This is a genomic window from Binatus sp. (SeqCode) (genome assembly GCF_035272065.1).
GTDB lineage: Bacteria > Desulfobacterota > Binatia > Binatales > Binataceae > Binatus.
Genome location: NZ_DATEQZ010000036.1, coordinates 40527 through 62214 on the forward strand (window position 1 = coordinate 40527; position 21688 = coordinate 62214).

General features: G+C 62.1%; 19 protein-coding genes. 3 read left to right on the plus strand and 16 right to left on the minus strand.

Annotated features, from left to right (window positions below; all coding sequences use genetic code 11):
• Position 1: 1 nt before the first annotated feature.
• The 6 genes from pdxA to VJX68_RS06085 form a co-directional block, all read right to left on the minus strand.
• Positions 2-1051: a 4-hydroxythreonine-4-phosphate dehydrogenase PdxA gene (gene pdxA / locus VJX68_RS06060; protein ID WP_324094768.1), complete on the minus strand. Its 1050-nt coding sequence runs from the start codon at positions 1049-1051 to the stop codon at positions 2-4.
• Complete coding sequence (locus VJX68_RS06065) at positions 1052-2305, minus strand: peptidylprolyl isomerase (protein WP_324094769.1); 1254 nt, start codon at positions 2303-2305, stop codon at positions 1052-1054.
• Complete coding sequence (gene mfd / locus VJX68_RS06070) at positions 2292-5867, minus strand: transcription-repair coupling factor (protein ID WP_324094770.1); 3576 nt, start codon at positions 5865-5867, stop codon at positions 2292-2294. Before mfd ends, VJX68_RS06065 begins: the two co-directional genes overlap by 14 nt.
• A 121-nt stretch (positions 5868-5988) precedes the next feature.
• Complete coding sequence (locus tag VJX68_RS06075; RefSeq protein ID WP_324094771.1) at positions 5989-6801, minus strand: DUF72 domain-containing protein; 813 nt, start codon at positions 6799-6801, stop codon at positions 5989-5991.
• 68 nt (positions 6802-6869) lie between these two features.
• A complete protein-coding gene (locus VJX68_RS06080) occupies positions 6870-7724 on the minus strand; it encodes a PDZ domain-containing protein (RefSeq protein ID WP_324094772.1) in 855 nt (284 codons plus the stop codon).
• A 138-nt stretch (positions 7725-7862) separates the two neighbouring features.
• Positions 7863-8681, minus strand: a complete 819-nt coding sequence (locus tag VJX68_RS06085; protein ID WP_324094773.1) for a PDZ domain-containing protein — start codon at positions 8679-8681, stop codon at positions 7863-7865.
• Positions 8682-8811: 130 nt separating this feature from the next.
• On the opposite strand from VJX68_RS06085, the gene VJX68_RS06090 reads away from it, so the two are divergent.
• Together VJX68_RS06090 and VJX68_RS06095 are read left to right on the plus strand one after the other, a co-directional pair.
• Positions 8812-9819 (plus strand): D-2-hydroxyacid dehydrogenase, encoded by a 1008-nt coding sequence (locus tag VJX68_RS06090; RefSeq protein WP_324094774.1) that lies wholly within the window; start codon positions 8812-8814, stop codon positions 9817-9819.
• A gap of 189 nt (positions 9820-10008) precedes the next feature.
• Positions 10009-10473: a GNAT family N-acetyltransferase gene (locus VJX68_RS06095; protein ID WP_324094775.1), complete on the plus strand. Its 465-nt coding sequence runs from the start codon at positions 10009-10011 to the stop codon at positions 10471-10473.
• Positions 10474-10772: 299 nt separating this feature from the next.
• Here VJX68_RS06095 and VJX68_RS06100 read toward each other — a convergent pair whose 3' ends face one another.
• From VJX68_RS06100 to VJX68_RS06145, 10 genes are all read right to left on the minus strand, one after another.
• Positions 10773-12230, minus strand: a complete 1458-nt coding sequence (locus tag VJX68_RS06100; protein WP_324094776.1) for a UDP-N-acetylmuramate--L-alanine ligase — start codon at positions 12228-12230, stop codon at positions 10773-10775.
• Positions 12223-13353, minus strand: a complete 1131-nt coding sequence (locus VJX68_RS06105) for a serine hydrolase domain-containing protein (RefSeq protein ID WP_324094777.1) — start codon at positions 13351-13353, stop codon at positions 12223-12225. The genes VJX68_RS06100 and VJX68_RS06105 overlap by 8 nt, the downstream gene beginning before the upstream one ends.
• Positions 13354-13379: 26 nt before the next feature.
• The gene (locus VJX68_RS06110; RefSeq protein ID WP_324094778.1) at positions 13380-14306 is read right to left on the minus strand and encodes a S66 peptidase family protein; all 927 of its coding nucleotides are present in this window, start codon (positions 14304-14306) and stop codon (positions 13380-13382) included.
• A gap of 80 nt (positions 14307-14386) precedes the next feature.
• Positions 14387-15691, minus strand: a complete 1305-nt coding sequence (locus tag VJX68_RS06115; RefSeq protein ID WP_324094779.1) for an MFS transporter — start codon at positions 15689-15691, stop codon at positions 14387-14389.
• 208 nt (positions 15692-15899) lie between these two features.
• Positions 15900-16883 (minus strand): NAD(P)H-quinone oxidoreductase, encoded by a 984-nt coding sequence (locus tag VJX68_RS06120; RefSeq protein ID WP_324094780.1) that lies wholly within the window; start codon positions 16881-16883, stop codon positions 15900-15902.
• Positions 16884-16892: 9 nt separating this feature from the next.
• Positions 16893-17354: a DUF2141 domain-containing protein gene (locus VJX68_RS06125; RefSeq protein ID WP_324094781.1), complete on the minus strand. Its 462-nt coding sequence runs from the start codon at positions 17352-17354 to the stop codon at positions 16893-16895.
• A 76-nt stretch (positions 17355-17430) separates the two neighbouring features.
• Positions 17431-18486 carry a zinc-dependent alcohol dehydrogenase family protein gene (locus VJX68_RS06130; protein WP_324094782.1) on the minus strand — a complete coding sequence of 352 codons (1056 nt, stop codon included), beginning with the start codon at positions 18484-18486 and terminating at the stop codon, positions 17431-17433.
• A gap of 84 nt (positions 18487-18570) precedes the next feature.
• Positions 18571-19566 (minus strand): LLM class flavin-dependent oxidoreductase, encoded by a 996-nt coding sequence (locus tag VJX68_RS06135; RefSeq protein ID WP_324094783.1) that lies wholly within the window; start codon positions 19564-19566, stop codon positions 18571-18573.
• Positions 19567-19591: 25 nt separating this feature from the next.
• On the minus strand, positions 19592-20230 hold the full coding sequence (locus VJX68_RS06140; protein WP_324094784.1) for a glutathione S-transferase family protein: 639 nt from the start codon (positions 20228-20230) through the stop codon (positions 19592-19594).
• The gene (locus VJX68_RS06145) at positions 20223-20672 is read right to left on the minus strand and encodes an OsmC family protein (RefSeq protein ID WP_324094785.1); all 450 of its coding nucleotides are present in this window, start codon (positions 20670-20672) and stop codon (positions 20223-20225) included. The genes VJX68_RS06140 and VJX68_RS06145 overlap by 8 nt, the downstream gene beginning before the upstream one ends.
• Before the next feature lie 157 nt (positions 20673-20829).
• Between VJX68_RS06145 and VJX68_RS06150 the strand changes: the two genes are divergently transcribed.
• The gene (locus VJX68_RS06150) at positions 20830-21681 is read left to right on the plus strand and encodes a hypothetical protein (RefSeq protein WP_324094786.1); all 852 of its coding nucleotides are present in this window, start codon (positions 20830-20832) and stop codon (positions 21679-21681) included.
• Positions 21682-21688: the final 7 nt, after the last annotated feature.

A 21688-nucleotide genomic window follows, 5' to 3' on the forward strand; every position in this document is an offset into this window, starting at 1 on the left:
CTTACGCCGCCGCCCGCCGCGCGATCTTTTCGCGGCCAATCGCGGCCCGCCACGCATACTCGATCGCGGCAATCATGCTCGACGGATTCGCAATCCCCTTCCCTGCTATGTCGAACGCGGTGCCGTGATCGGGCGAGGTCCGCACGAACGGCAATCCAATCGTGATGTTCACCGCGCGGTCGAATTCCAGCGTCTTGAGCGCAATCAAGCCCTGATCGTGATACATCGCAACCGCCGCGTCGAAACTGAACGCGCCCGCCTTGCGGATGAACGCGGTGTCGGGCGCGAGGGGACCGTATGCGTCGATGCCCTCGCGGTTCGCGCGTCGAATTGCCGGCGCAATCACGCGGATTTCCTCGTCACCGAACATCCCGCTTTCACCCGCATGAGGATTCAACCCGAGCACTGCGATTCGCGGCTGTGCAACGCCGAGCGCTCCGCGTAGGTGCGTCGAGAGCAGGCGAATAGTATCCAGCACATTGCGCTGCTTCAGTGCAGACGCCACTTTTGCAAATCCGATATGCGCAGTCACCAGCGCGATCGTCAGCTCGCCGCCCGCGAACATCATGCGCCACAGCCGGGTTCGCGACATCTCCGCCAGCAGCTCCGAATGCCCGGGAAAATGGTGCCCCGCGCGGTTCATCCAGTCCTTGCTGATCGGCGCGGTCACGAGAGCGTCGACCTCGCCACTAATCGCCATTCGCGCGCCAGTGACAATGTAATCATACGCGGCGCCGCCGCCCTCGACGGTAGGATGCGCCGGGCGAATTGCGCGCGCCGACAAGTTAGATATCGAAAGTACGCCGAGTCCTTTCGTCAGGCGAATCGGCGGCTCATCAGGATGCCACTCGCAAGGAGCCGGCACGTCGCGCAGGCGAGCGGCGGTCGCGCGCATCGCGGACAAGTCCCCGACCACCGCAATCGACGGCGCGCCGCGGCGTTTCGCGAGCGCCGAGCCCGCCTTGAGGATCACCTCGGGACCGACGCCCGCCGGATCGCCCATGCTGATCGCCAACAACGGCGGCGTCTTTCGTCTCGGCGCCGTCATCATCTAGTACATGGTCTCGACGTAGTGTTGCTTGACGAGATCGGATTCAACCCACTTCTCGAGCTGCTCGCTGGTCTGTTGATCGGTCAGTTGAGCGCGAATCTGCGCCTTGACCTCGCTGAGCGGGACAACACCGGGGACTTCGTGCTCTTCGAGCTTGACGATATGAATGCCGTGGCTGGTGCGAATTGGCGCCGAAACTTCGCCAGGCTTGAGCGGCTTTACCCCGGCCAGGATCGCGTCATTGATATCGCCCGGCGCGAACCATCCGAGTTCGCCGCCGTTGGACTTTGAGTCGTCGTCTGAATAGACGCGCGCGAGGTCGCCGAAGTCGTCGCCCTTGGCCGCACGCGCGCGAATCATCTCGGCCTTCTTCTGCGCGGCGGAGACCTGCGCGGGCGTCGGGTTCGCCTGCAGCGCGATCAGAATCTGCGCGAGCTTCAGACGCTCCTTGGTAATGGTGAAGTCGTCCTTGTGGGCGTCGTAGTAGGCCTTGATGTCGGCGTCGGGCACGTCGATCTTCGCGCGGACTTCCTGCTCGATCATCATCGCTTTTTCGAGGTCCAGCCGCGCGCGCTTACGCAGTTCATCGTAGCTCATCCCGCTCGCCTGCAGTTGCGCGCGGAACTCCGCGTCGCTCATGTGCTTTTCCATCCGCAACTGCGTGATGTACTTATCGACTTGCGCGTCGTCGACCTTGTCATCGTACTTCTTCACTTCCTGCTCGAGCAATTTTTCACCGATCAACGCCTTCACCGCGGTCTTGGCGGTGTCCGACGAAGCGAAATCGTCGGTGTCGATCGGCTGTCCATGCTGCGCCGAGAAATCTTTGACCTCCCGCATCGTGATCGGATCGCCGTCAACGCTGGCGACGACGCGATCCACCGCCGGCTTGCTCTCTTCCACCGCCTCATCCGCGGTCTCAGGCTGCTCGACCGGAGCAGGCGGCGGCGGTTCGTCCGTTTTCGCCTCGGCTACCGGACTCGGCGCCTCCGGAAAAGTTTCCTTGGGCGTCCGCGACGGGTTAACCGCTCCCGGCGAATCCCGCGGCACCGTCGGCGCCTGCGGCGCTGTCATGGCGGAAGAGCCTGCCTGCTTGAGAAACGCGTAAGACTCTGGTTTGAAGAAATCTATCGCGCAACCCGAAAGCGCGCCCGCCAGAACTATTGCCAACGCCGTCAGCACTGGCGCCGCGCCGCGTCGCGCGCCGGCGCGCGAGAACAATCTTTCGTTGTGCTTCAATCTAGTTGACGGCATGCCCGACTTTCGCGGCATGCCAGTTTTCCAACTTTTCACAGCCCGCCAGGGCCTGCAAGACGCCGTCGAGTTGCGCGAACAATTGCTCGTAATCTCCGGGCTCGATTCGCGCAATCACCTGGTACGACGGCGTCAGCCGCATCGTGCGCCGATTCTGATCCGCGAGCTTCGCGAGCAGCGTGGTATCCACCGGTGCGTCGGGATGAAACCGGATTTCGAGCTGCGAGCCCTTGAGAATCGCGCTCATGATCATCAACTGCTTCATCTGGCGTCGAACATTCATCGCCGCGATCAAATTCTCGATGAGCGTCGGCACCGGGCCGAAGCGATCGCGCATCTCGTCGCGAATCTCGCCGAGATCCTCCTCGCGATTCGCGCGCGCGAGCCGCCGATAGAGCACCAGCCGCTCGTTCTCGTCGGATACGTACGCCTCCGGGATGTACGCGGGCACCGCGATTCGAAGTTCGGGCTCGAAGTCGGGGCGATTCGGCTGGCCGCGCAGTTCAGCGATCGCCTCTTCCATCATCTCGGTATAGAGCTCGAACCCGACCGCCGCGATCTCTCCGTGCTGCTCGTGGCCGAGCAGGTTGCCGGCGCCGCGATGCTCGAGATCGGCCATCGCGAGCTTGAAGCCGCCGCCGCTCTCGGACTCGACCAGCTCGCGCAGCGCGTCGATTCGCCGCTTGGCGTCGCGCGTGATGATGTGTTCGCCGGGAATCAGCAGATACGCGTACGCTTTCTGGCGCGAACGGCCGACGCGGCCGCGCAACTGGTAGAGCTGTGCGAGACCGAAATGATCGGCGCGATTGATGATCATCGTGTTCGCGTTGGGAATGTCCAGGCCCGATTCGATGATTGCGCTGCACACCAACACGTTGACGCGCTTCTCGATAAAGTCGCGCATTACATCCTCGAGCTGGCGCTCCTTCATCTGGCCGTGCGCGATTGCGATTTTCGCCTCGGGCACCAGCGAGCGCAGATGAGCGGCCATGTAGTCGATATTCTCGACGCGGTTGTGAACGAAGAACACCTGGCCGCCGCGATTCAGCTCGCGCAGAATCGAATCGCGAATCGTGGCGTCGTCGAAATGCGCGACGAAGGTGCGAATCGCCTGGCGGTCCGGCGGCGGCGTCTGAATCACGGAGAGATCGCGGATGCCGAGCATCGCCATGTGCAGTGTGCGCGGAATCGGCGTCGCCGTCATCGTCAATACCGGCACCAGCTTCTTGAGCTTCTTGGTTCGCTCCTTGTCCACCACACCAAATCGATGCTCCTCGTCGATCACCAGCAAGCCCAGCCGCGGGAACTGCACGTCGCTCGACAGCAGGCGATGCGTCCCGACGATGATGTCGACTTTGCCTGCGGCGGCCGTCTCGATGACGGCTTTATTTTCCTTGTGGCTGCGAAACCGCGAGACCATCTCGACGCGCACCGGGTAGTCCTTGAAGCGCTCGCGAAACGTATTCCAGTGCTGCTCGGCGAGGATCGTCGTCGGCACCAGCACCGCGGCTTGCCGCCCGTCCATCACCGCGATGAACGCGGCGCGCAGCGCGACTTCAGTTTTGCCGAAGCCCGCGTCGCCGCAGATCAGGCGATCCATCGGCTTGACGCGCGTCAGGTCGCGGATGACGTCGTCGATCGCCGACTGCTGGTCGGGAGTCTCTTCGAACTCGAAGCGCGACGCGAACTCCTCGTAATCCGCGCCCGGCGCCGGATAGGCGTGGCCTTCCATCACCTCGCGTGCCGCATAGATGTCGAGCAACTCGGCCGCCATCGCGAGTACCGCCTGCCGCGTGCGCCGCTTGACCTTCTCCCACGAGCCGCTGCCCAGCTTGTCGAGCTTGGGCTCCGCGTTGTCGCCGCCGATGTATCTTTGAACAAGATTTATCCGCTCGACCGGTACGTACATCGTGTCGTTGCCCGCGTATTCGAGATTGAGAAAGTCGCCTTCGACGTCGGCGACCTTCATATGCCGTAGGCCGCGGTACTTCGCGATGCCGTGATCGATGTGCACGACGAAATCGTCGGGCTTCAATTCCTTGAGATTAAGCAGCGCGCCTTTCGCCGTCGGACGCCTGCGCCGTCGCGCGCGCGGCTCGCCGAAGATTTCCTCTTCGCTGTAAACGTAGAGCCCGTCTTCCTGCAAAACGACGCCGGCCGAAATCTCGCCCTCCACGATCGCCGGGCGGTAGTCCGGCCAGTCGAACAGCGCCGACAGACTTTTGCATTCGACGTTGACCTCGAGGTCCCACGCCTCCAGGTGACGGCGCAGGCGCGCCACCTGATGGGGGCCCTCGACGACCATCAGCGAACGTCCCTGCCCGCGTTGGACTTCGCGAAGTTCCGTCGCCAGCGGCTCGAAGCTCGGCGGCGTCCGCACTCCGCTCAGCTGATTCGACCCCAGCCGCAAGCTGTTCTGCGACTTGATCTCGACCGGCACCGCCCATCCTTCGCGCGGCGCGGCCATCGTCACCAGCGAGCCGACCTCGATCGCAGTGAAGTTTCCAAGCGAGCGCTCGAACGCGTCGGCGCCGACGAACAGCGAATCCGGCGCAGGATGAAACGCGGGCTTCTGTGCCGCCGCCGCGGTCTCGTTGTTTACGGTATCGGCGAAGCAATTTGCCTCGGCGAGGACGCGCCCCGGATCGACGAGCCAGAGCAGCGTGCCGGCCGGCATATAGTCGAACACGCTGTCGAGCGGGCGCCCGTACACGTACGGCATCAGCAGTTCCGCACCCGGAAACAGCAGGCCGTTCTCGAGCGCCTCGGACAACTCCGCGGCCTCCTTGCGCACCATGCCGATTTCCGCTGCGCGCAGCGCGACCCGCTCGCGCAGCTTCGGATCCTTCAGGGCAGACGGCGGCACGTAGCGCGTGCGCGTGATCGTCGCTTCGACGAGTTCAGCGCCCGAGCGCTGGCTGTCCGCATCGAAATGGCGAATTGAGGTGATCAGGTCGTCTTCGAGCTCGATGCGAATCGGGTCGCGGTACAGCGGCGAGAACGCATCGACGATTCCGCCGCGCACACTGAAGTCGCCCACCTCCTCGGTCTGCGGCACGCGCTGATAGCCGCATGCCGCGAGCGCTTCGACCAGGGCGTCGAGATCCAGCCGATCGCCAATCCCGACCTTGACGATCGATTCGTCGAAGACCGTGCGCGGAATCGTGCAAGTCATCAGCGCTTCGGCCGACGTGACGATCAGCGGCGACTCATGCCGCAGCATCGCGTACAGCGCCGCCAGTTGCGACGCCTGCGCGTCGGTCGGCGGCGACAATTGCGCCATCGGTTTCACTTCCCACGAGCGGATCAGATGCACCCTGCGCGTGGCGGCGTCGGCATCCGCGGCCTCACCGAGAAAAAATGCGACCTCGCCCGCGAGCGCCTCGGCTTCCGAAGCGGTTGACGTGACGGCGACGATCGGACGCGTCAGCCGCAGCCGCATCTCGCGGATCATCAGAGCGCCGGCCGCGCCGCGCAGTCCCATCACCGGGAATCGGCGTTCGGTATTTGCCGCCAGCCGCGCTTCGAGTTCGCCGGCCGCTTCTTTGAGGCTTCGTTGCAACTTTTTCCGATCCCAATACGCAAATTCGCCCTGCGGCGATGCGCGCGAGGAGCGCACACGCCGCTGGCGTGACAAAGATGATAGCAGAAAATCGCGCGCGAACGCGCGTCACGGGCGTCCTTCAAGCTGGCCGAGTCACTTCGCCTGGAGCAAGAAGATTTTTCTTTACCTTGGTATGCGATTCATGACCGGATGATTGCAATTGTTGCAATAGAACCTGAGCATCGCGGGGAGCGTGGCCCCCCGCGTCATTGTTGAAGTACGCATACACATCGCGTCGCCTGCCCAGAAATGCGTTCATGGTAGTCGCCCACTCCCGGAGTTCTGCATCAGAGTAGGACGACGCGAACATTTCCTTCGGTCCGTGAAACCGGAAATACATAAAGTCGGAGGTTGCGTTGACTTCAGGTACCGGGTACCGGCTGGAATGAGAAATCACGAGTGCGGCGCGATGCTTACGCAGAACCGCCATCATCTCTTTCTCGAAGCAGGACCGATCGCGAAATTCCAGCGCAAGACGTCGTGAGTCGGCGCGGCCCGCGTATTCCAGGAACTCAGCGACGCTTTCGAGATTTGACTCAGACGCCCGAAAATTCGAAGGAAACTGAAGCAGAATGGGTCCAAGTTTCTCTTTCAGGACAAGGACGCGATCAAGAAAATCGTGCCAGGACTCGTGCACGTTACGGAGACGCTTTATGTGAGTGATGTAGCGAGACGCTTTCACTACAAAGCGAAATTTCTCCGGCGTTTGCCGGTACCATGCCTCGCAGGCTTCCTTCGATGGCAGCCGATAGAACGTGTAATTGATTTCGACTGAGTTAAAGCGGCTTGCGTAGAAGGAGAGCCACTGCTTCGTCGGAAGCTCCTCGGGAAAGAAGGTGCCGCGCCAATGTCGGTAGTTCCATCCCGAAGTTCCTATGTAAGCGCGCGCCATCTGACCTGACTCTGGCTGAGAGCCAGCCTTTCAAGTCTAACACGCATACATCGTGCCGGTCGCTCAGTTCAATTCACCGCGCTTTCCGTCGATACTGACGGCGCCGCACCCGGCGACAGCCCCGGCGGCAGAATTATATTCCCCTTCGCATCGGTTTCGTGATCGATGTGCAGCGCAATCCGCATCGTGCGATGGTATCCGCCGTGCAACGGCCGAATCACCGTGATGTAAGTCGTGTCGCCCGCTTTGATATGGCCGAGCGCGCTCAGAATCTCATCCTTGTTGCGCACTCGCCTGTCGTCCACCGCGACGATCAGATCCCCGCCGGTACCCAGCGCGCCGGAGTTCCGCAGCAGCGGAAAAGTAATCAGCGCGACCGGGCCTAGCAGCACACTACCAAGCGCGCTCAGGTCGCCCGCCGGCGTGCTTCCTGTTCTCCCGATCAAACCGGCGCGCGCCGCGGGGCTGTTCGGATAGACGTTAACGACTTCCAGTCCGTGCTCCTCCATGCCGAGATAGCACTGCGTCGTATACTCGAGATCAACCCCGAGGTAGGGCCGGTGGTGATCGTCGTCGGGATCGTGCGGATGAAAATTGCGATTCAGCCTTGCGATTTCCGCTTCGCGCGCCTGGCGAAACGCGCGTTGCTCCGCGGTCTCGCGAGCGTCAGGCGCGGGAACCTTGGCCGACGGCTGTGGCGCGACTTCGAGCGTCGTCGACTCACCCGGCTGTCGCGCCGGGATGCTCCTCGTCGCGCCGTTACCCGGCTGTCCTGCCGGCAGGTGCAGATTCGCGGCGTCGTTGGTTTGTGCCGCTATCGACGGTGAAGCGCTCTCGATGGAAGTGTCCGCCGCGAGGAGCGCGCAGGGGTATAGAAGGACGACTAGCAGCGGCCAGCCGATGAGGACGCTCGGACTTCGCATGACCGATCACCTCGATGCGGATTTCTGCGCTCAGTCACGATAGTAAGTCCGATTTCAGCGAGGCTCAAGGCGGAAAAATACGCGTGCCGAAGCGCCGCCGCGGTACCGAGAGAAAAATATTGAAATGAAAACGCGATTCTAGTGCGTGAAGTTGTCAACGCCCGGTGGCGCCGCGTTCGCGATCGGCTCGCCAACCGCGCCGACCCGCACCGCAATTTTGAGCGTCCTGTGCGGCGCGCGCTCGTCCGACCCGTCCGGCCTGATTACCGTCAGGTACATCGTGTCCCCCGGCTTCAGCCGCGCCATCGCGTTTTCCAAATCGCTCTGGTCGCGCACGCGCTTGTCGTCAACCGCGACGATCAGATCTCCGCCCTGCCCCATCGCTCCGGTGGTACTCAGCGCTTTGCTCGCCAGTATCGAACCGCCGGGCAGAATTCCGCTCAGCGTCTCGACCGCCGCGCCGACCGCCGTCATCCCCGATCGCGCCTGCAAACCCGCCTGCGCGGCGGGACTGTTGGGATCGATTGTCAGCACCTCGAGCCCGTGCTCCTCGCCACCCTGGTAGCACTTCGTCACGTACTGCACGGTAATACCGAGATAGGGCCGCGCATGCGGCCTGTTGCTATCGCCGTTGCCATTGCTGTCGAGATCGCCGGTGCCGTTCTCGGTGCCGGGGCGGAAGTTCGGCTCGATCGAGGAGGTGCCCTCGCCCGGATTAAAGTTGCGGTCGCTGGGAATTACCTTGACGGCGGGTCTCGGCGCCACCAGGCCCGGCTGCGGCGCAATCTCGAGCGTCGCGTCGTCGCTGCCGCCCTGGCCCGCAATTCCGCGGGTGGTGGAGTTGGCCGCGCCCTGCGAACCGTCTTGCGAGTTCTGGTTCTGCGCGATCGCAATCTGAGAGAGCGCGAACAATGCGGCTATCGCGACTCCTAAGGTGAGTATCTTTTGCAGCTTCATTCTCAATGCGCGCGGCGCTCGATCCGATGAACAAGGAACACTGCAAATATAAGCCCGCCGCCTGATCTCCTCAAGCTGGACGATTTTTCCTTGAAGCTCGCGCGAACCCATGCGAGAGTTTGATGCGTTCATGAAAATAATTTCCACAGTCGCTCTACAACCCGCGCAGCGCGCCGCAATCCTGAACGCGGTGCCGGGAGCCGACGTGGCCGATCGCCAATTCCGAACGGTCGAGGAAGTGAGCGAGTTCGTCGCCGGCGGATGCGACGTGATGCTGACGTTTCGGGTGCCCAACGACATCGCGAATCGCGCGCGCGGGCTCAAATGGATTCAACTGCTCAGCGCGGGCGCCGATCACGTACTCGGTGGACCGCTCAAGGGCGGCGCAATCCCGATCACGACCGCGAGCGGAATTCATGCGACCCCGATCGCGGAATACACGCTCGCCTCGATGCTCGCGTATGCGCATCGGATACATCTCGCGATTCGAGCGCAGGTTCGCCGCGAGTGGATGCGCTCGGGCGCTTTCATGGCAGGTGTCGACGATATCCGCGGGCAGACGCTCGGCATCATTGGGTATGGCTCGATCGGCAGGGAAACGGCGCGGCTCGCGGCCGCGTTCGGGATGAAGGTGCTCGCGCTCAAGCGCGACCCGTTCGACCGCGTCGATCCCGGATGGTGTCCCGCGGGGCTGGGCGATCCCGAAGGCAAAATTCCCGCGCGCTACTTCGGTTCCGACGAGCGCGAAGCGATCCTCCGCGAATCAGACTACGTGTCCGTCACCCTGCCGCTCACCGACCATACGCGCAAGTTCATCGGCGAGCGCGAGTTTGCCGCAATGAAGCCCGGCGCGTACCTGGTAAACATCGGCCGCGGCGAAGTGATCGACGAGCGCGCGATGGCTGCGGCGCTGACTGCGGGCAAGATCGGCGGCGCAGGGCTGGATGTGTTCGAGCATGAGCCGCTCGAAGCAAGCAGCCCACTGTGGGATTTGGAAAACGTCATCCTGACGCCGCACATCTCCGGCGCCAATCGCGGCTACATGGACAAAGCCTGTGAACTCTTCATCGAAAACCTGAAACGCTTCGCCGCCAACCGCCCGCTCCTGAACCAGGTCGATCGCATTCTGGGCTACTAGAGTGGACCTTCGCGATGTCCTGGCCTGCCTTGAGTATAAGCCTTGTAGTACGCAGCACTCTGATGATGGTGCGTCGGCTGAGTTCGCGCCGACATGGTTACTCTGACTGCGAACTGAGCCAAAGAGAGAAAGCGCTGCCGAGTGTTCGGATCAGGTTTCAATTCTTTCAATGCGAGGCCTCGTAAGGCAATGGATGTCAAAGTCTCAATAGAGAGGGCGGATTCACCTGAGGTGCTCAATCTGATTGAAGAGCATAGGCGGAATATGCGGGCACTTTACTCGGACGGACCGGTCCATTCCTTCGACCCGCGGGAGGCAGCAGCACCCCCAGGGGTTTTCGTGGTCGCCAGAGTGCATGGTAAGGCAGTCGGCTGCGGTGCAGTCCGTCCATCAGATGGACCGGTGGGAGAGATAAAGAGGATTTTCGTGCGGCCTGAGTACCGCCGTATGAGAATCGCGGCGAGGATCATGACGCTGCTGGAAAGGAAGGGACTTGAGAATGCGTTCACGACGCTGCGTCTCGAGACGGGAACCAAGCAGCCAGAGGCGATCGCTCTATTCGAGTCCCTCGGCTATCGCAACATTCCTCCGTTCGGGGAATACGTGTTGGATCCATACAGTGTTTGCTATGAAAAGGATCTGTCGGCGAAGTAGCGCTCTGAATGGACTTCCTGATGAGCGGCGGAGGCGAACACGGGGCCGCTTTGCGACATCGCCCGCTGCCCCCGTCCTTCTACGACGCCCGGACGATCTCGCTTCCCACGTTCTCTCACTGACCGTCTCCCAGCGAATCCGGCACGGCGACCCCCAAGTTCTCCAAAAAGGACCTGAGAGCGAAGTGGCGTCCTCGCCATTTCGCGCTTAGCCTTCTTCTTCCTAACACTGGGTGCAGGGGTCACCCCTGCCGAAGGAAGCGTGAAACCCACCGCGGGTTTCACATTCAATCAAGTGATCTACGCTTCCCTATCCCTCAACGCCGCGAGCAATCTCTCCTTCAACCCATCGAACGGCCCATTCGACATGAACAGCGCGACATCTCCCACGCGCGCGTCGGCAAGCATCCGCTCCAGGATCTCATCGTTCGACGCGCACGCAATCGCCTTCGCACCACGCGCGCTGATCGCACCCGCGAGCGCGCCGGTTTCCAGGCGCTCGCCCGGCGCGATCGGATCGTTTTCCTTGAAATAGACGGGCCCCAGGTAAACGCGCGAGGCTTTATCGAATGCGGCCGCGAAGGCATTTTGAAAAACGTTGCGGCGGGCAGTGTTCGAGCGCGGCTCGAACGTCGCTAGTATCCGCCGGCCTGGGTACCGTTCGGCGATCGCCTCGAGCGTAACGCCGATCGCGGTCGGATGGTGCGCGAAGTCATCGACTACCGTCACTCCCGCCGCCTCACCGATCACCTGCTGCCGGCGCACGACGCCCTTGAAGGTGCGCAGTGCCGCCGCAATCTCGTCGCCGGAGACGCCAAACGCGCTCAACAGCACGTAAACGCCGAGCGCGTTGGCGACATTCATTCGGCCGCCGATCGGCAAATGGATCGATTCCTGGATTCGGACGCCGTTGCGCGCCGCCGAAAATCTCGCGCCGTCCGTGCTAATCGTAATTTCCGTCCCCCGGTATTCGCCCTCGCGCAGTCCGTACGTGAGCCGCCGTGCACGCGCCGCCGCGCTAACTTCGAGCGCGTGCGGAAAGTCGGCGCATACCGCGAGCACACGAGACGAATCCATCTGCTCGACCAGTGCGCGAAAACTCGATTTCACGTGCTCGAGATCGCGATAGATATCAGCGTGATCGAATTCCACCGCAGTGATGATCGCGCCGCTCGCTCTGTAGTGTAGAAACTTCGGGCCCTTGTCGAAAAACGCGGTGTCGTACTCATCGCCCTCGATAACGAAATCGGCGCCGCGGCCAAGCCGGTAGTTCGAGCCGAAATCGCTCGCGACTCCTCCCACCAGCATCGAGGGATCGCGCCCCGCCGCTTCGAGCACGTGCGCCATCATCGCGGTTGAGGTGGTCTTGCCATGCGTCCCCGCGACCATCAGCACGCGTTTGTCTTTCAGAAAAAAATGCCACAGCGCTTCAGGCATCGAGAGATACGGAATCGGCGAGGCGAGCAGTGCGACGGCTTCGGGATTGGTCGGCACGATCGCGTTGCCCACCACCACGAGGTCCGGCGCGGGCGACAGGTTCGCGGGCGAAAATCCCGTCATCAATCCGACCCGCGAATTTCGCAAAAGCGATGCCGTCGGCTCGTAGAGCTGATTGTCGGAGCCGGTGACCGACAAACCGCGCTCGACCAGCATCCCGGCCAGTGCAGCCATCGCGGTGCCGCCGACTCCTATCAGATGCACACGCCTGGCCGACGCTGGAATGCGTGCGAGGCGCGCTGCGCTGCCGGAATCAGCCACCGTCGAGCGCATCCATGATCAGATCGTGAATCTTCGGGCGGAACTCGCGAATCTTCTGATTGTCGCGCCGCGGATGAACGCGATTAGTCAGCATCGAGATCGCAACTTCGCTTTCAGGCTCGATCCAGATCGAGGTGCCGGTGAAGCCTAGATGCCCCACAGCCGCCGGCGAGAATCGATGCCCCGAGCTGGAATGTTCCGCCGACGGCGTGTCCCATCCGAGAGCCCAAGTCGAGCCGGGCACGGTCGCGTCGCGCGTCCAGAACTCGCGGATTATTTTCTGCGGCACGAAATCCGAGCGCCCGGCGTAGCATGCGACCAGCTCGCTGGCGATACGATCGACCTCGCGCACCGGCGCGAACAGTCCGGCGTGACCGGCCACTCCGCCCATCGCGAACGCGTTCTCATCGTCAACCTCGCCGATCAGCAGCCGCTTCCGGGAAGGGCATATTTCGGTCGGCGCGAACATGTCGGGGACCGGCTCCAGGCGCCGCGAGCGGACGTGCGAGATGTCGATGTAGTCAGTTGCGCGCAGCCCCAGCGGGCGGAAAATCTTCTCGCGGCAGAACCGGTTGAGCGCGACGCTCGCGACTTTTTCGATCGTCTCGCCGAGCAGGATGAAGCCGAGATCCGAGTAGATGGTCTTGGTCGTGGGTTGTGCCTCGGGTTTCTCGCGATGTATCTCCTCGTAGGCGAACTCCTTGGCGCCGTAGCTCGCCATGAAGTTGACCCGCCCGCTTTTTTCGATCTCCGCGATCCGCTGGTAGAACGGACGCCACGCCGCCAGGCCCGAGCAATGCGCCAGCAGATGCCGAAACGTGATGACGGTCTTGCCGTGCACGCCGAAGTTCGGGAAGAAGCGCGTCACGCGGTCGTCGAGGCGAAACTTGCCGTCGCGCGCCAGGATCATCACGGCAACCGTCGTCGCCAGCGCTTTGGTGAGGGACGATAGATCGTAGACGGTTTCGATTTTGGCCGGCGAGCGGATTGGCTCGATCGATCTGAATCCGAACGCGCCCTCGAACACGACGTCCGGGCCGCGCCGCACGACCACGGTCGCGCCGGGAATTACCCGCTGCTCGACCGCGTCGTTGAAAGCCTGCTCGACCTCACTCCATCCCAACAGCCAATCCTCCGCAAATCGTGCCGTTAGCGCGTAACGGCCGGCTCGGTAAAAACGATCCGGCACGCGGCGGAATCGATTCGCGCCACCACGCCGAACGGAATCGTAAAATTCTCGGTGCCATGCCCCGCCTCGACGCCGTACAGCACCGGGCATCCAAGGCCGGCGGTTTGTTCCGCGGCGAAGCGCGCAATCATCCGGCTCTCCTGTTCGTTTCCGTCGATCGCGCGAATCGCGCCGAAAACGATTCCCGCGACTCGGCCGAGCACTCCGCTTTGCCGCAACTGCACGAGCATCCGGTCGATTCGATACGCCTTCTCGCCCGTGTCCTCGAGAAACAAAATTCGACCGTCGAAGCGCGGCTCATAGGGTGTGCCAATGGTCGCGACCAACACCGACAGGCATCCGCCGAGCACTTCGCCCTGCGCATGCCCGGGATGCATCGCCTCGCGCGCCTCGAGCTCGAAGCCGTCGAGCTTGCCGCCGAGCAAGCCTCGCAAGTGCTCGAGCGCGCGCGGACTCAGGCCTCGCGCGAAATCCATCGCGACCATCGGCCCGTGAAACGATACCATTCCGGCGAAATCAACCAGCGCATTGAGGATGAAGGTCGCGTCCGAGAAGCCGACGAAGATTTTGGGCGTGCTTGCAATCGCCCTGAAGTCCAACAGCGGCAACAGTCGCCCGCATCCGTAGCCGCCGCGCGCGGAAAAGATCGCCTTGACCTCGGAGTCGGCGAAATATTCCTGAAGCTCGCTCGCGCGCTCGCGATCGTCACCGGCCAGGATCCCCGAACGCGCCAAAGCGCGCTCCGAGACTTTGACCCGATAGCCCATGGTGGCGAGCACGTTGACGCCGCGCTCGAGATGCGCCCGTTCGATCGCCGCGGCAGGCGCGACGACGGCAACGGTATCGCCCGCTTTGAGCGCGTTGGGTTTGATCGGTTTGCGATTCACGCTATCTCGCCCCGAATCCTACCAGATGGCCGCCGCGAACGCCCATCCGTTGCGCGAATTGCGCCGCTTCCGATTTCGGATCACTCGGCGACGGAAGGCGCGGCATGCTCCTCCATTCCGGTGAGCGAACCGACTTCGGAAAAGCCGAGCAGCGCGGCGGTGACCCACAAACCCGCGGCGCCGATTGCAATCGTCGGACGCAGCCCGATGACGCCGCCCGCGAGTCCCGCGACGAGCTGTCCACAGAGCACGCTGCCGAGGCGGACGAAGCGCAGGCTCGCGTTGACGCGGCCGAGCATCGGCTTGGGCGTGATCGTTTGGATCAGGCTGACGGCATTGATGAAGTACACCGTCGCGGCACTGTCACCGACTAGCTGCTGCGTGATCAGGATGGCCACCGATACGGGTCCACTGCCGCGCGCGATCGGCAGCAGCATGTACGCGACGCCCTCGATCGCGAGCCCGGCCACCATCGCCCTTCCGGTGCCGAGCACGTCAGCGGTCCTGCGCGCGGCCAACGCACCGAACAACGAGCTTGCACCGCCCATCGCGAAGATCACGCCGAGCACGCCGGGCCGAAAGCCGAGCGCGTTGACGACGTACAGCATGTAGAGCGTGCCAACAAGACTGTTTGCGAAGCCGCCCACGATCACGTTGACTCCGAATGCGCGCAGACGACCGTCGGTGAAGATAAGACGCGCGCCGTCGGCGATCTCGCGAGCTACACTGGCGTCGCGGGCGCGCGGCGCCGGCGCGGGTTCGGGCTTGCGGATGAGCGCGATCGCTAGCGCCGACGCGAGGAATGAAATCGCGTCGATCAGAATCGCGAATGGCGCCGTCAGCCACTCCACCAACCAGCCCGAAAGCGCGAAGCCGCCGGCTTCGGCGACTCCGGCGCTTGCGGTGAGCTTACTGTTCGCGTCGAGCAGATCTTCGCGCTCGACGAGCGAAGGCAGATAAGATCGATAAGCGACGTCGAAGAACAGATCGAGCGCCGAGTACGCGAGCATCACCGTGCAGAGCTGCACCATCGTGAGCGCCGCGAACATCGCCGCAATCGGAATCGTGCCCAATACGATGAAGCGGCCGATATCGGTGCCGATCAGAATTGGGCGGCGGCGGACGCGATCGACTAACACGCCGGCGAACAGGCCCAGTACCAGCGTCGGCACAATTCCGGCCGCGGCGAGGATGCCCATCTGGAATGGAGTCGCCTTGAGCGCAATCACGGCGGCAAAGCTGATCGCGACGTCGCCCATCCGCGTGCCGAACAGCGAGACCGTTTCTCCGGTCCAGAGCTTCATGAAGTCCGAGTGGCGAAATAACATGCTCTTGCGGTGCACGGCGGCGCCGATTGATTCGTTGTCTGTTTCGTTCGAGTGCATCGCAAATCTCACGCGCGGCGCGCCGCGCAGAAAAAGAAAAAGCCTCGGGCTTCGACGCCCGAGGCTCTTTCAAGCCAGCTTTCGAAGTATCCCTCACCCAGCAGGTAGATGTTTGATTGGGATGATGAGGGTGACTTTCACGGGATTCTCCGAGTTCTGGCTAAGGCGCGAGACTAATCTTGGCGCGCGAGCGGGTCAAGAAACCGGCTCAGTCGAACTTGAGAATGATTTTGCCGAAGTGCTCGCTCGCCTGCATGATGCGATGCGCCGTGGGCGCGTCCGCGGCCGAGACCACTTTGTAAATTTGTGGGCGCAACCGTCCTGCTTCGAGCGCGGCGCCGAATTGCTCGAGGAACGCCGCGACGATCTGCGCTTTTTCGGCGGCCGGCCGCATCCGCAAAGTAGAGCCGAAGATCTTCAGATGACGGCGCAGAACGGCCGCGAGATCGAGTTCGGCGCGCGTCCCGTTCATCAAGCCGATCAACACCAGGCGCCCGCCTTGCGCGAGCGACTCGATATTTCCCGCCAAGTAGGCGCCGCCGATGCTGTCCAGAATCACGTCGACGCCGCGCCCATCAGTCGTGGCCTTCACCGCCGCCGCGAACGGCCCGCTCTTGTAGTTGATCGCAACGTCGGCACCCAGCTTGCGGCATTGCTCGCATTTCTGGTCCGAGCCCGCGGTGACGATCACGCGCACGCCTGCTGCCTTGAGCAACGGAATCGACGCGGTGCCGATGCCGCTGCCGCCGCCGTGAATCAACCCGGTTTCGCCGCGCTTGATTCCGGCGAGCATGAAAAAATTAAGGAACACCGTCAGGAAGACTTCGGGGATGCCGGCGGCTTCCTCGAAACTCAGCGCCGCGGGAATCTTCATCGCGGACCCGTAATGCACCGCGGCCTTCTCCGCATAGCCGCCTCCGGGTATCAGAGCCATCGCGCGATCGCCGATTTTCCATCCAGGGGCCACAGCGACGCCGACCGCGATGACCTCGCCGGCGCATTCCATGCCAATGATTTCCGACGCGCCCGGCGGAGGCGGGTAAAATCCTTGGCGCTGCATAATGTCCGCACGATTCACCCCGGCGGCGCGCACGCGAATCAGGATTTCATCGGGCTTGATTGCTGGCTCGGCGACTTCGCCGATTTTGAGCACATTTTCATCGCCGGGTTTTTCGACGAGTACTGCTTTCATGAATTCACACTATCTATAGATCATCTTCACCGGTATCTGCTTCCAGCCGGCGCCGTCGTAGTGAAACTTACAATCGTCGAACGACGGCGCTTTGAACATGGGCACGATGTTGTTTGAAAATCCGTAGCCCTCGAGCGGATAGCCGATCATATTCGACTTGAATTTGCCGCTGCCGTCCTCGTCGTGAAAAAGCGTGACTGCGTAGTCGCCGGCCGGAAAAGCTCCACCGAAGACACACTCGCCGTTGGCGTTCTTAATCGGCGCCCAGACATGCTTCAGGATGTGCGAGTCGTCGCGCGGGAATCCGTCGGGCCCCAGCCACAGCGAGCATCGCAGTCGTCCCTTATCGTTGCGAAAGCCGGTGACGTCGACCTTGATACCCTTCGATGGGTCTTGCGCCCGCGACATACCGGGCAGCGCAACCCCTGCTAGCAGCAGCGCGAATGCGATCAGCTGAATCCTCACTCTCATCAAATTGCAACTCCATAAACGAAGAGGGTCCACCAGGACCCTCTCAGTGTCCATTCTCACGTACCGAACACCGCGCCTAGTTGTAGTTGTTGATTACCGTGACGCCAATATTCTGGAACGTGTTCATCTCGTTGAAAATCTTGTTGATGCCATCCAGGCCGCAGGTCCCGGTCACCATCGCCTTGGGCGTAACCTTCTTGGCTTCGACCATTTGCAGCATCGCGGGATAGTGCGACGCCTGCATCCCGAGCGATCCGATCATCTGCAACTCCATCAGGACGATGCGATCGATCGGCATCGGGATCTCGCCCTGCTCGGCCGAAGTCGTGAGCCCGATCTGCAGATGACGTCCCTGCTTGCGCAGACTCATGATTGCATTACGGCAGGTGGCCGCGACCCCGAGCGCATCGACGGCCACGTGCGCACCGCCGCCGGTGAGATCGAAAATCGCGCTCAGCGGATCGGTCTTCTTCGCGTTGATCACGTGTGCAGCGCCCATGCCCTTGGCGAGCTCGAGCTTGGCCGAATCGAGATCGACACCGATGACGTTGGCTCCCATGGCGGCCGCGATATTGATCGCCGAGAGCCCGATTCCGCCGCATCCATGAACGACGACCCATTCGCCCGGCTTCACCTGCGCGCGATCGACGACGCCGTGAAACGATGTCATGAAGCGGCAACCCATCGAGGCCGCCTCGACAAAATCGATGCTCGCGGGGAGCGTGACGAGGTTCATGTCCGCGAACGGCACCGCGACCAGGTGGCCGAATCCGCCGTGATACGAGAACCCTGGCAGCAGCGGCGTGAGGCAAACGTTGGATTGCCCATTGCGGCAGTACTCGCAGGTGCCGTCGCCCTGGCTGAATGGCACCACGACGCGTGCGCCCTTCTTGAAGTTGCGCACGTCCTTGCCGACTTCCTCGACGACGCCGGTGAACTCATGGCCCATGATCGCGCCGGGCTGCGCCGCCAGGCCCATCCACGTCCAATCGCCCGACCACGCGTGCCAGTCGGAGCGGCAGATGCCGTTGGCCTCCACGCGGACGATCGCGCTGGTCGGTGCGCATTCGGGATCGGGAACAGTTTTTACGACGAGCGGCTTCTTGGTCGCCTCGAATACTGCTGCTTTCATTGTAGGGTCTCCTCAATTATGTCGCGATCAATTTCGATATAGCGCCTTTCCCGGCGCGTCGGCAAATTCCATCCGCTCACCCATTTAGAGCAGGCGCGCGACGGTCTTCTCGAACTCGGCCGGCGTGCCCGCGTCGATATCCACCGGATGCAGATCGACGCCCGCCTCGTCCTGCGCCTTGAGCCGCTCGACCGCGCCTTCGATTCCGCCGATATAGCCCAACTCGCTGAGCAGCTTGGGCGACAGCGCCGCCGTGCCCGCCTTCGAGCCGCCCGCATCCCAAGCCTGCTTGACCTTCTGTACGTCGTCGCCGAAACCGAAGCGCGTGAGCTGCTCGGAATAGAAAGTCCCCATGCGCGCGGCGTAGAACGCGACGTTCGCCGCATGACCTGCCCTTGCGCGATCGACGTTCGCAGTAACAGTCACGTGTCCCGGCGCCTTCACGGCCACATCGCGCGGATTGCGTCCGGCGCTCGTCGCGATCTCGCGAAAATCCGCGATCGCTTTCTTGAGCGAGTTGATCGGTATCATCACCGGCAGCCATCCGTCGGCTTTCTTCGCGGTGAACTCGACGCTCTTCTTGTTGAGCGACGCGATCCAGATCGGAATGTGCTTGCGCGGAGTCTCAAAGCGCATCGTAAAGCCGCGCTGCAGCTTGAACAGCTTGCCTTCGTAGTTCAGCGGCGTCTGCGCCATGATCATGTTGATAATTTCCACGTACTCCTTCATCCGCGTCAGCGGCGGATTGAACGGGACGCCATGAAAATGCTCGATCACCTGCGGCCCGCTGGTGCCAAGCCCGATGATCATGCGGCCGTTGCTCAGCTCGTCGAGGGTGCCGAAGTGCTGCGCGAGCGCGGCCGGCGTGCGCGAGTAGATATTCACGATCGAGGTCGCGAGCTGGATCTTGCTGGTATGCTCCGCGAGCAGGGTCAGCAGCGTGAACGCGTCGCGGCCCCACGCCTCGGCCACCCAAATGGAATGTATACCGGCGGCGTCCGCGATTTTCGCCTTTTCGATCATGCCCTTGAAATCGGGCTTGCCCTGCCAGTTAACTCCGACTGCTAATTTGCGCGCCATTAGATTTTCCTCCTGCTGACTACAACTAGACGAGATCGCGAATCCTTTCGTACCATAGACTAACGTTTTTGAAATCTTTCACCATCGAAAAATTCAACGGATTGAGCGCGAGAAAAAACAGCGGATGGTACACCGACGCGTCCGCCATCGTGAAGCTCTTACCCAGAAAAAAATCCCTGCCCGCGAGCTGATCGTCGATCATGCGCATATAGCCAACGAGCTGCTCCTTCATAGGCGCGCGACGCTCGCGCATCTGCGCCGTCGTCATGCCAATCAGCTTCTCGCGATTCGCCTTGAGCTTCGCGTCGCCGGCCGCGTCGAGCAAATTGGGAATCGTCAAAAACAACACCGGCATGAAGAACGTGTTGTCCGCCCAATTGTCGACTAGCTCGATCAACAAGCGCGAGCCGTCGGGAATCACGCGATTCTCGGGCGCCTTGCGGTCGAGCCACTTGATGATGTCCGCCGAGTTGTAAACCACCTCGCCGTCCCATTCGAGCACCGGCACACGCGTGCACGCGCCCCTGGTCACCGCGAGCAGATTGGTCTTGTCCTCGTAATGGCAATCGATCGGATGCCATTTGAGATGCTTGTACGTGAGCACGCGCCGCACCTTCTCGGAGAACGGCGAGATTGGATACTGGTAGAGATTGATTTCACCCATGTTCTTCACTGGCGGCGCGGAGCGCTGAGATCCTCGTGACCGTCAGCCCGAACGCGATCTCGTCGCGAATCAAATTCCGAATATGGCATCCGCGCTCGGCGACTTCGACCAATCGATGAAGCTGCTCGTCATTCGCGTTGGATTCAACTTGAAGTTCTACTTTAATTTCCCTCAAATGCCCTTTTTCATTGGCCCGCACATGAACCGACGACCGGCCGAGCTCGACTTTGCGCACGCGCGCGGCCACTCTCAAAGACATCAACAGGCATCCGCCCAGCGCGCCGAGGAACGACGACACCGGATCGAGCGCCGCAGGATCCTCTCCTGACAGCCGCCATCGCATCGCGCCGTATTTCACTTCGGCGTTGAGCGAGTTGCCCACGGCATCGACCGTGACGTCGCGATGGTGCCTCGGCTCTTGCGATGAATCCGTAGCTGGCACTTAAGGCGCGCGTCGTCCTCCAACGCCCAACCCTAGCCGAGACGGCGACTTTTCTACAAACCGTTCGTTCAGGCGGTCGGCGCAATTACCAGCTACTCGATTTATTCGCGGCGAAGTATAATTGCCCGGGGTGACCGCCCCGGAATCGAGATTTGCCATGAATTCACGGTTCAGAACTACCCTCGCAGCCGTCGCGTTGATCGTGATCGCGTCAGTCTCGTTCGCCGTCGCGCACGACATGGACGGGATGGACATGGACTCGGCCAGCGACAGCGGGGGTGTCGGCGCGATGGGCCAGATGGGCGCGCACATGAAGATGAGCGACCACATGACGATGACCGAGTCGCGGCCCATGACGCCCGCGGACACCCAGCGCGGCGAACAGATCGTCGCGACGATGCGCGCGAAGCTCGCCAAGTACGAGGACTACAAGGTCGCGATCGCCGACGGCTACGTGCCCTACATGGAGTCGGTGCCGCAGGACGTTTACCACTTCTCCAATCGCGAACTGACGGCCGCTGAGTACATGGGCGATTTCGATCTCGCGCACCCCGGCTCTCTCCTCTATGAGAAAAAAACGTTCGGCGGATACAAACTGGTCGGGGCGATGTACGACGCGCCGGCCGGCGACACTCCCGAACAGCTCGACGCGTTGATCCCGCTGAGCCTTTCCCACTGGCATGCGCACACCAACATCTGCCTCCCCAAGGGCGTGACCGAGGCCGACGTGATCAACGGAAATGTCGCCGCCAGGATGCGACCGGATATTTCTTCGGCGGTCGATGCTCCACAGGGGTTTGGCCGCAGCAGCGGCTCGGGTGACTCCGTACGCATGCGAGTCGGGTACCTGGCCGATCCGCGTTTCGGCTTCACCGGCACGATTTCAAATAAGGCTGACTGCGAGGCGGCGGATGGAACGTTTCACAAGCAGATTTTCGGCTGGATGATCCACATCTATCCGTTCGCGAGTGAAGATCTGAAGGTTGCGTTCAGCCTCGAAGCGCCGTGATGGGCGC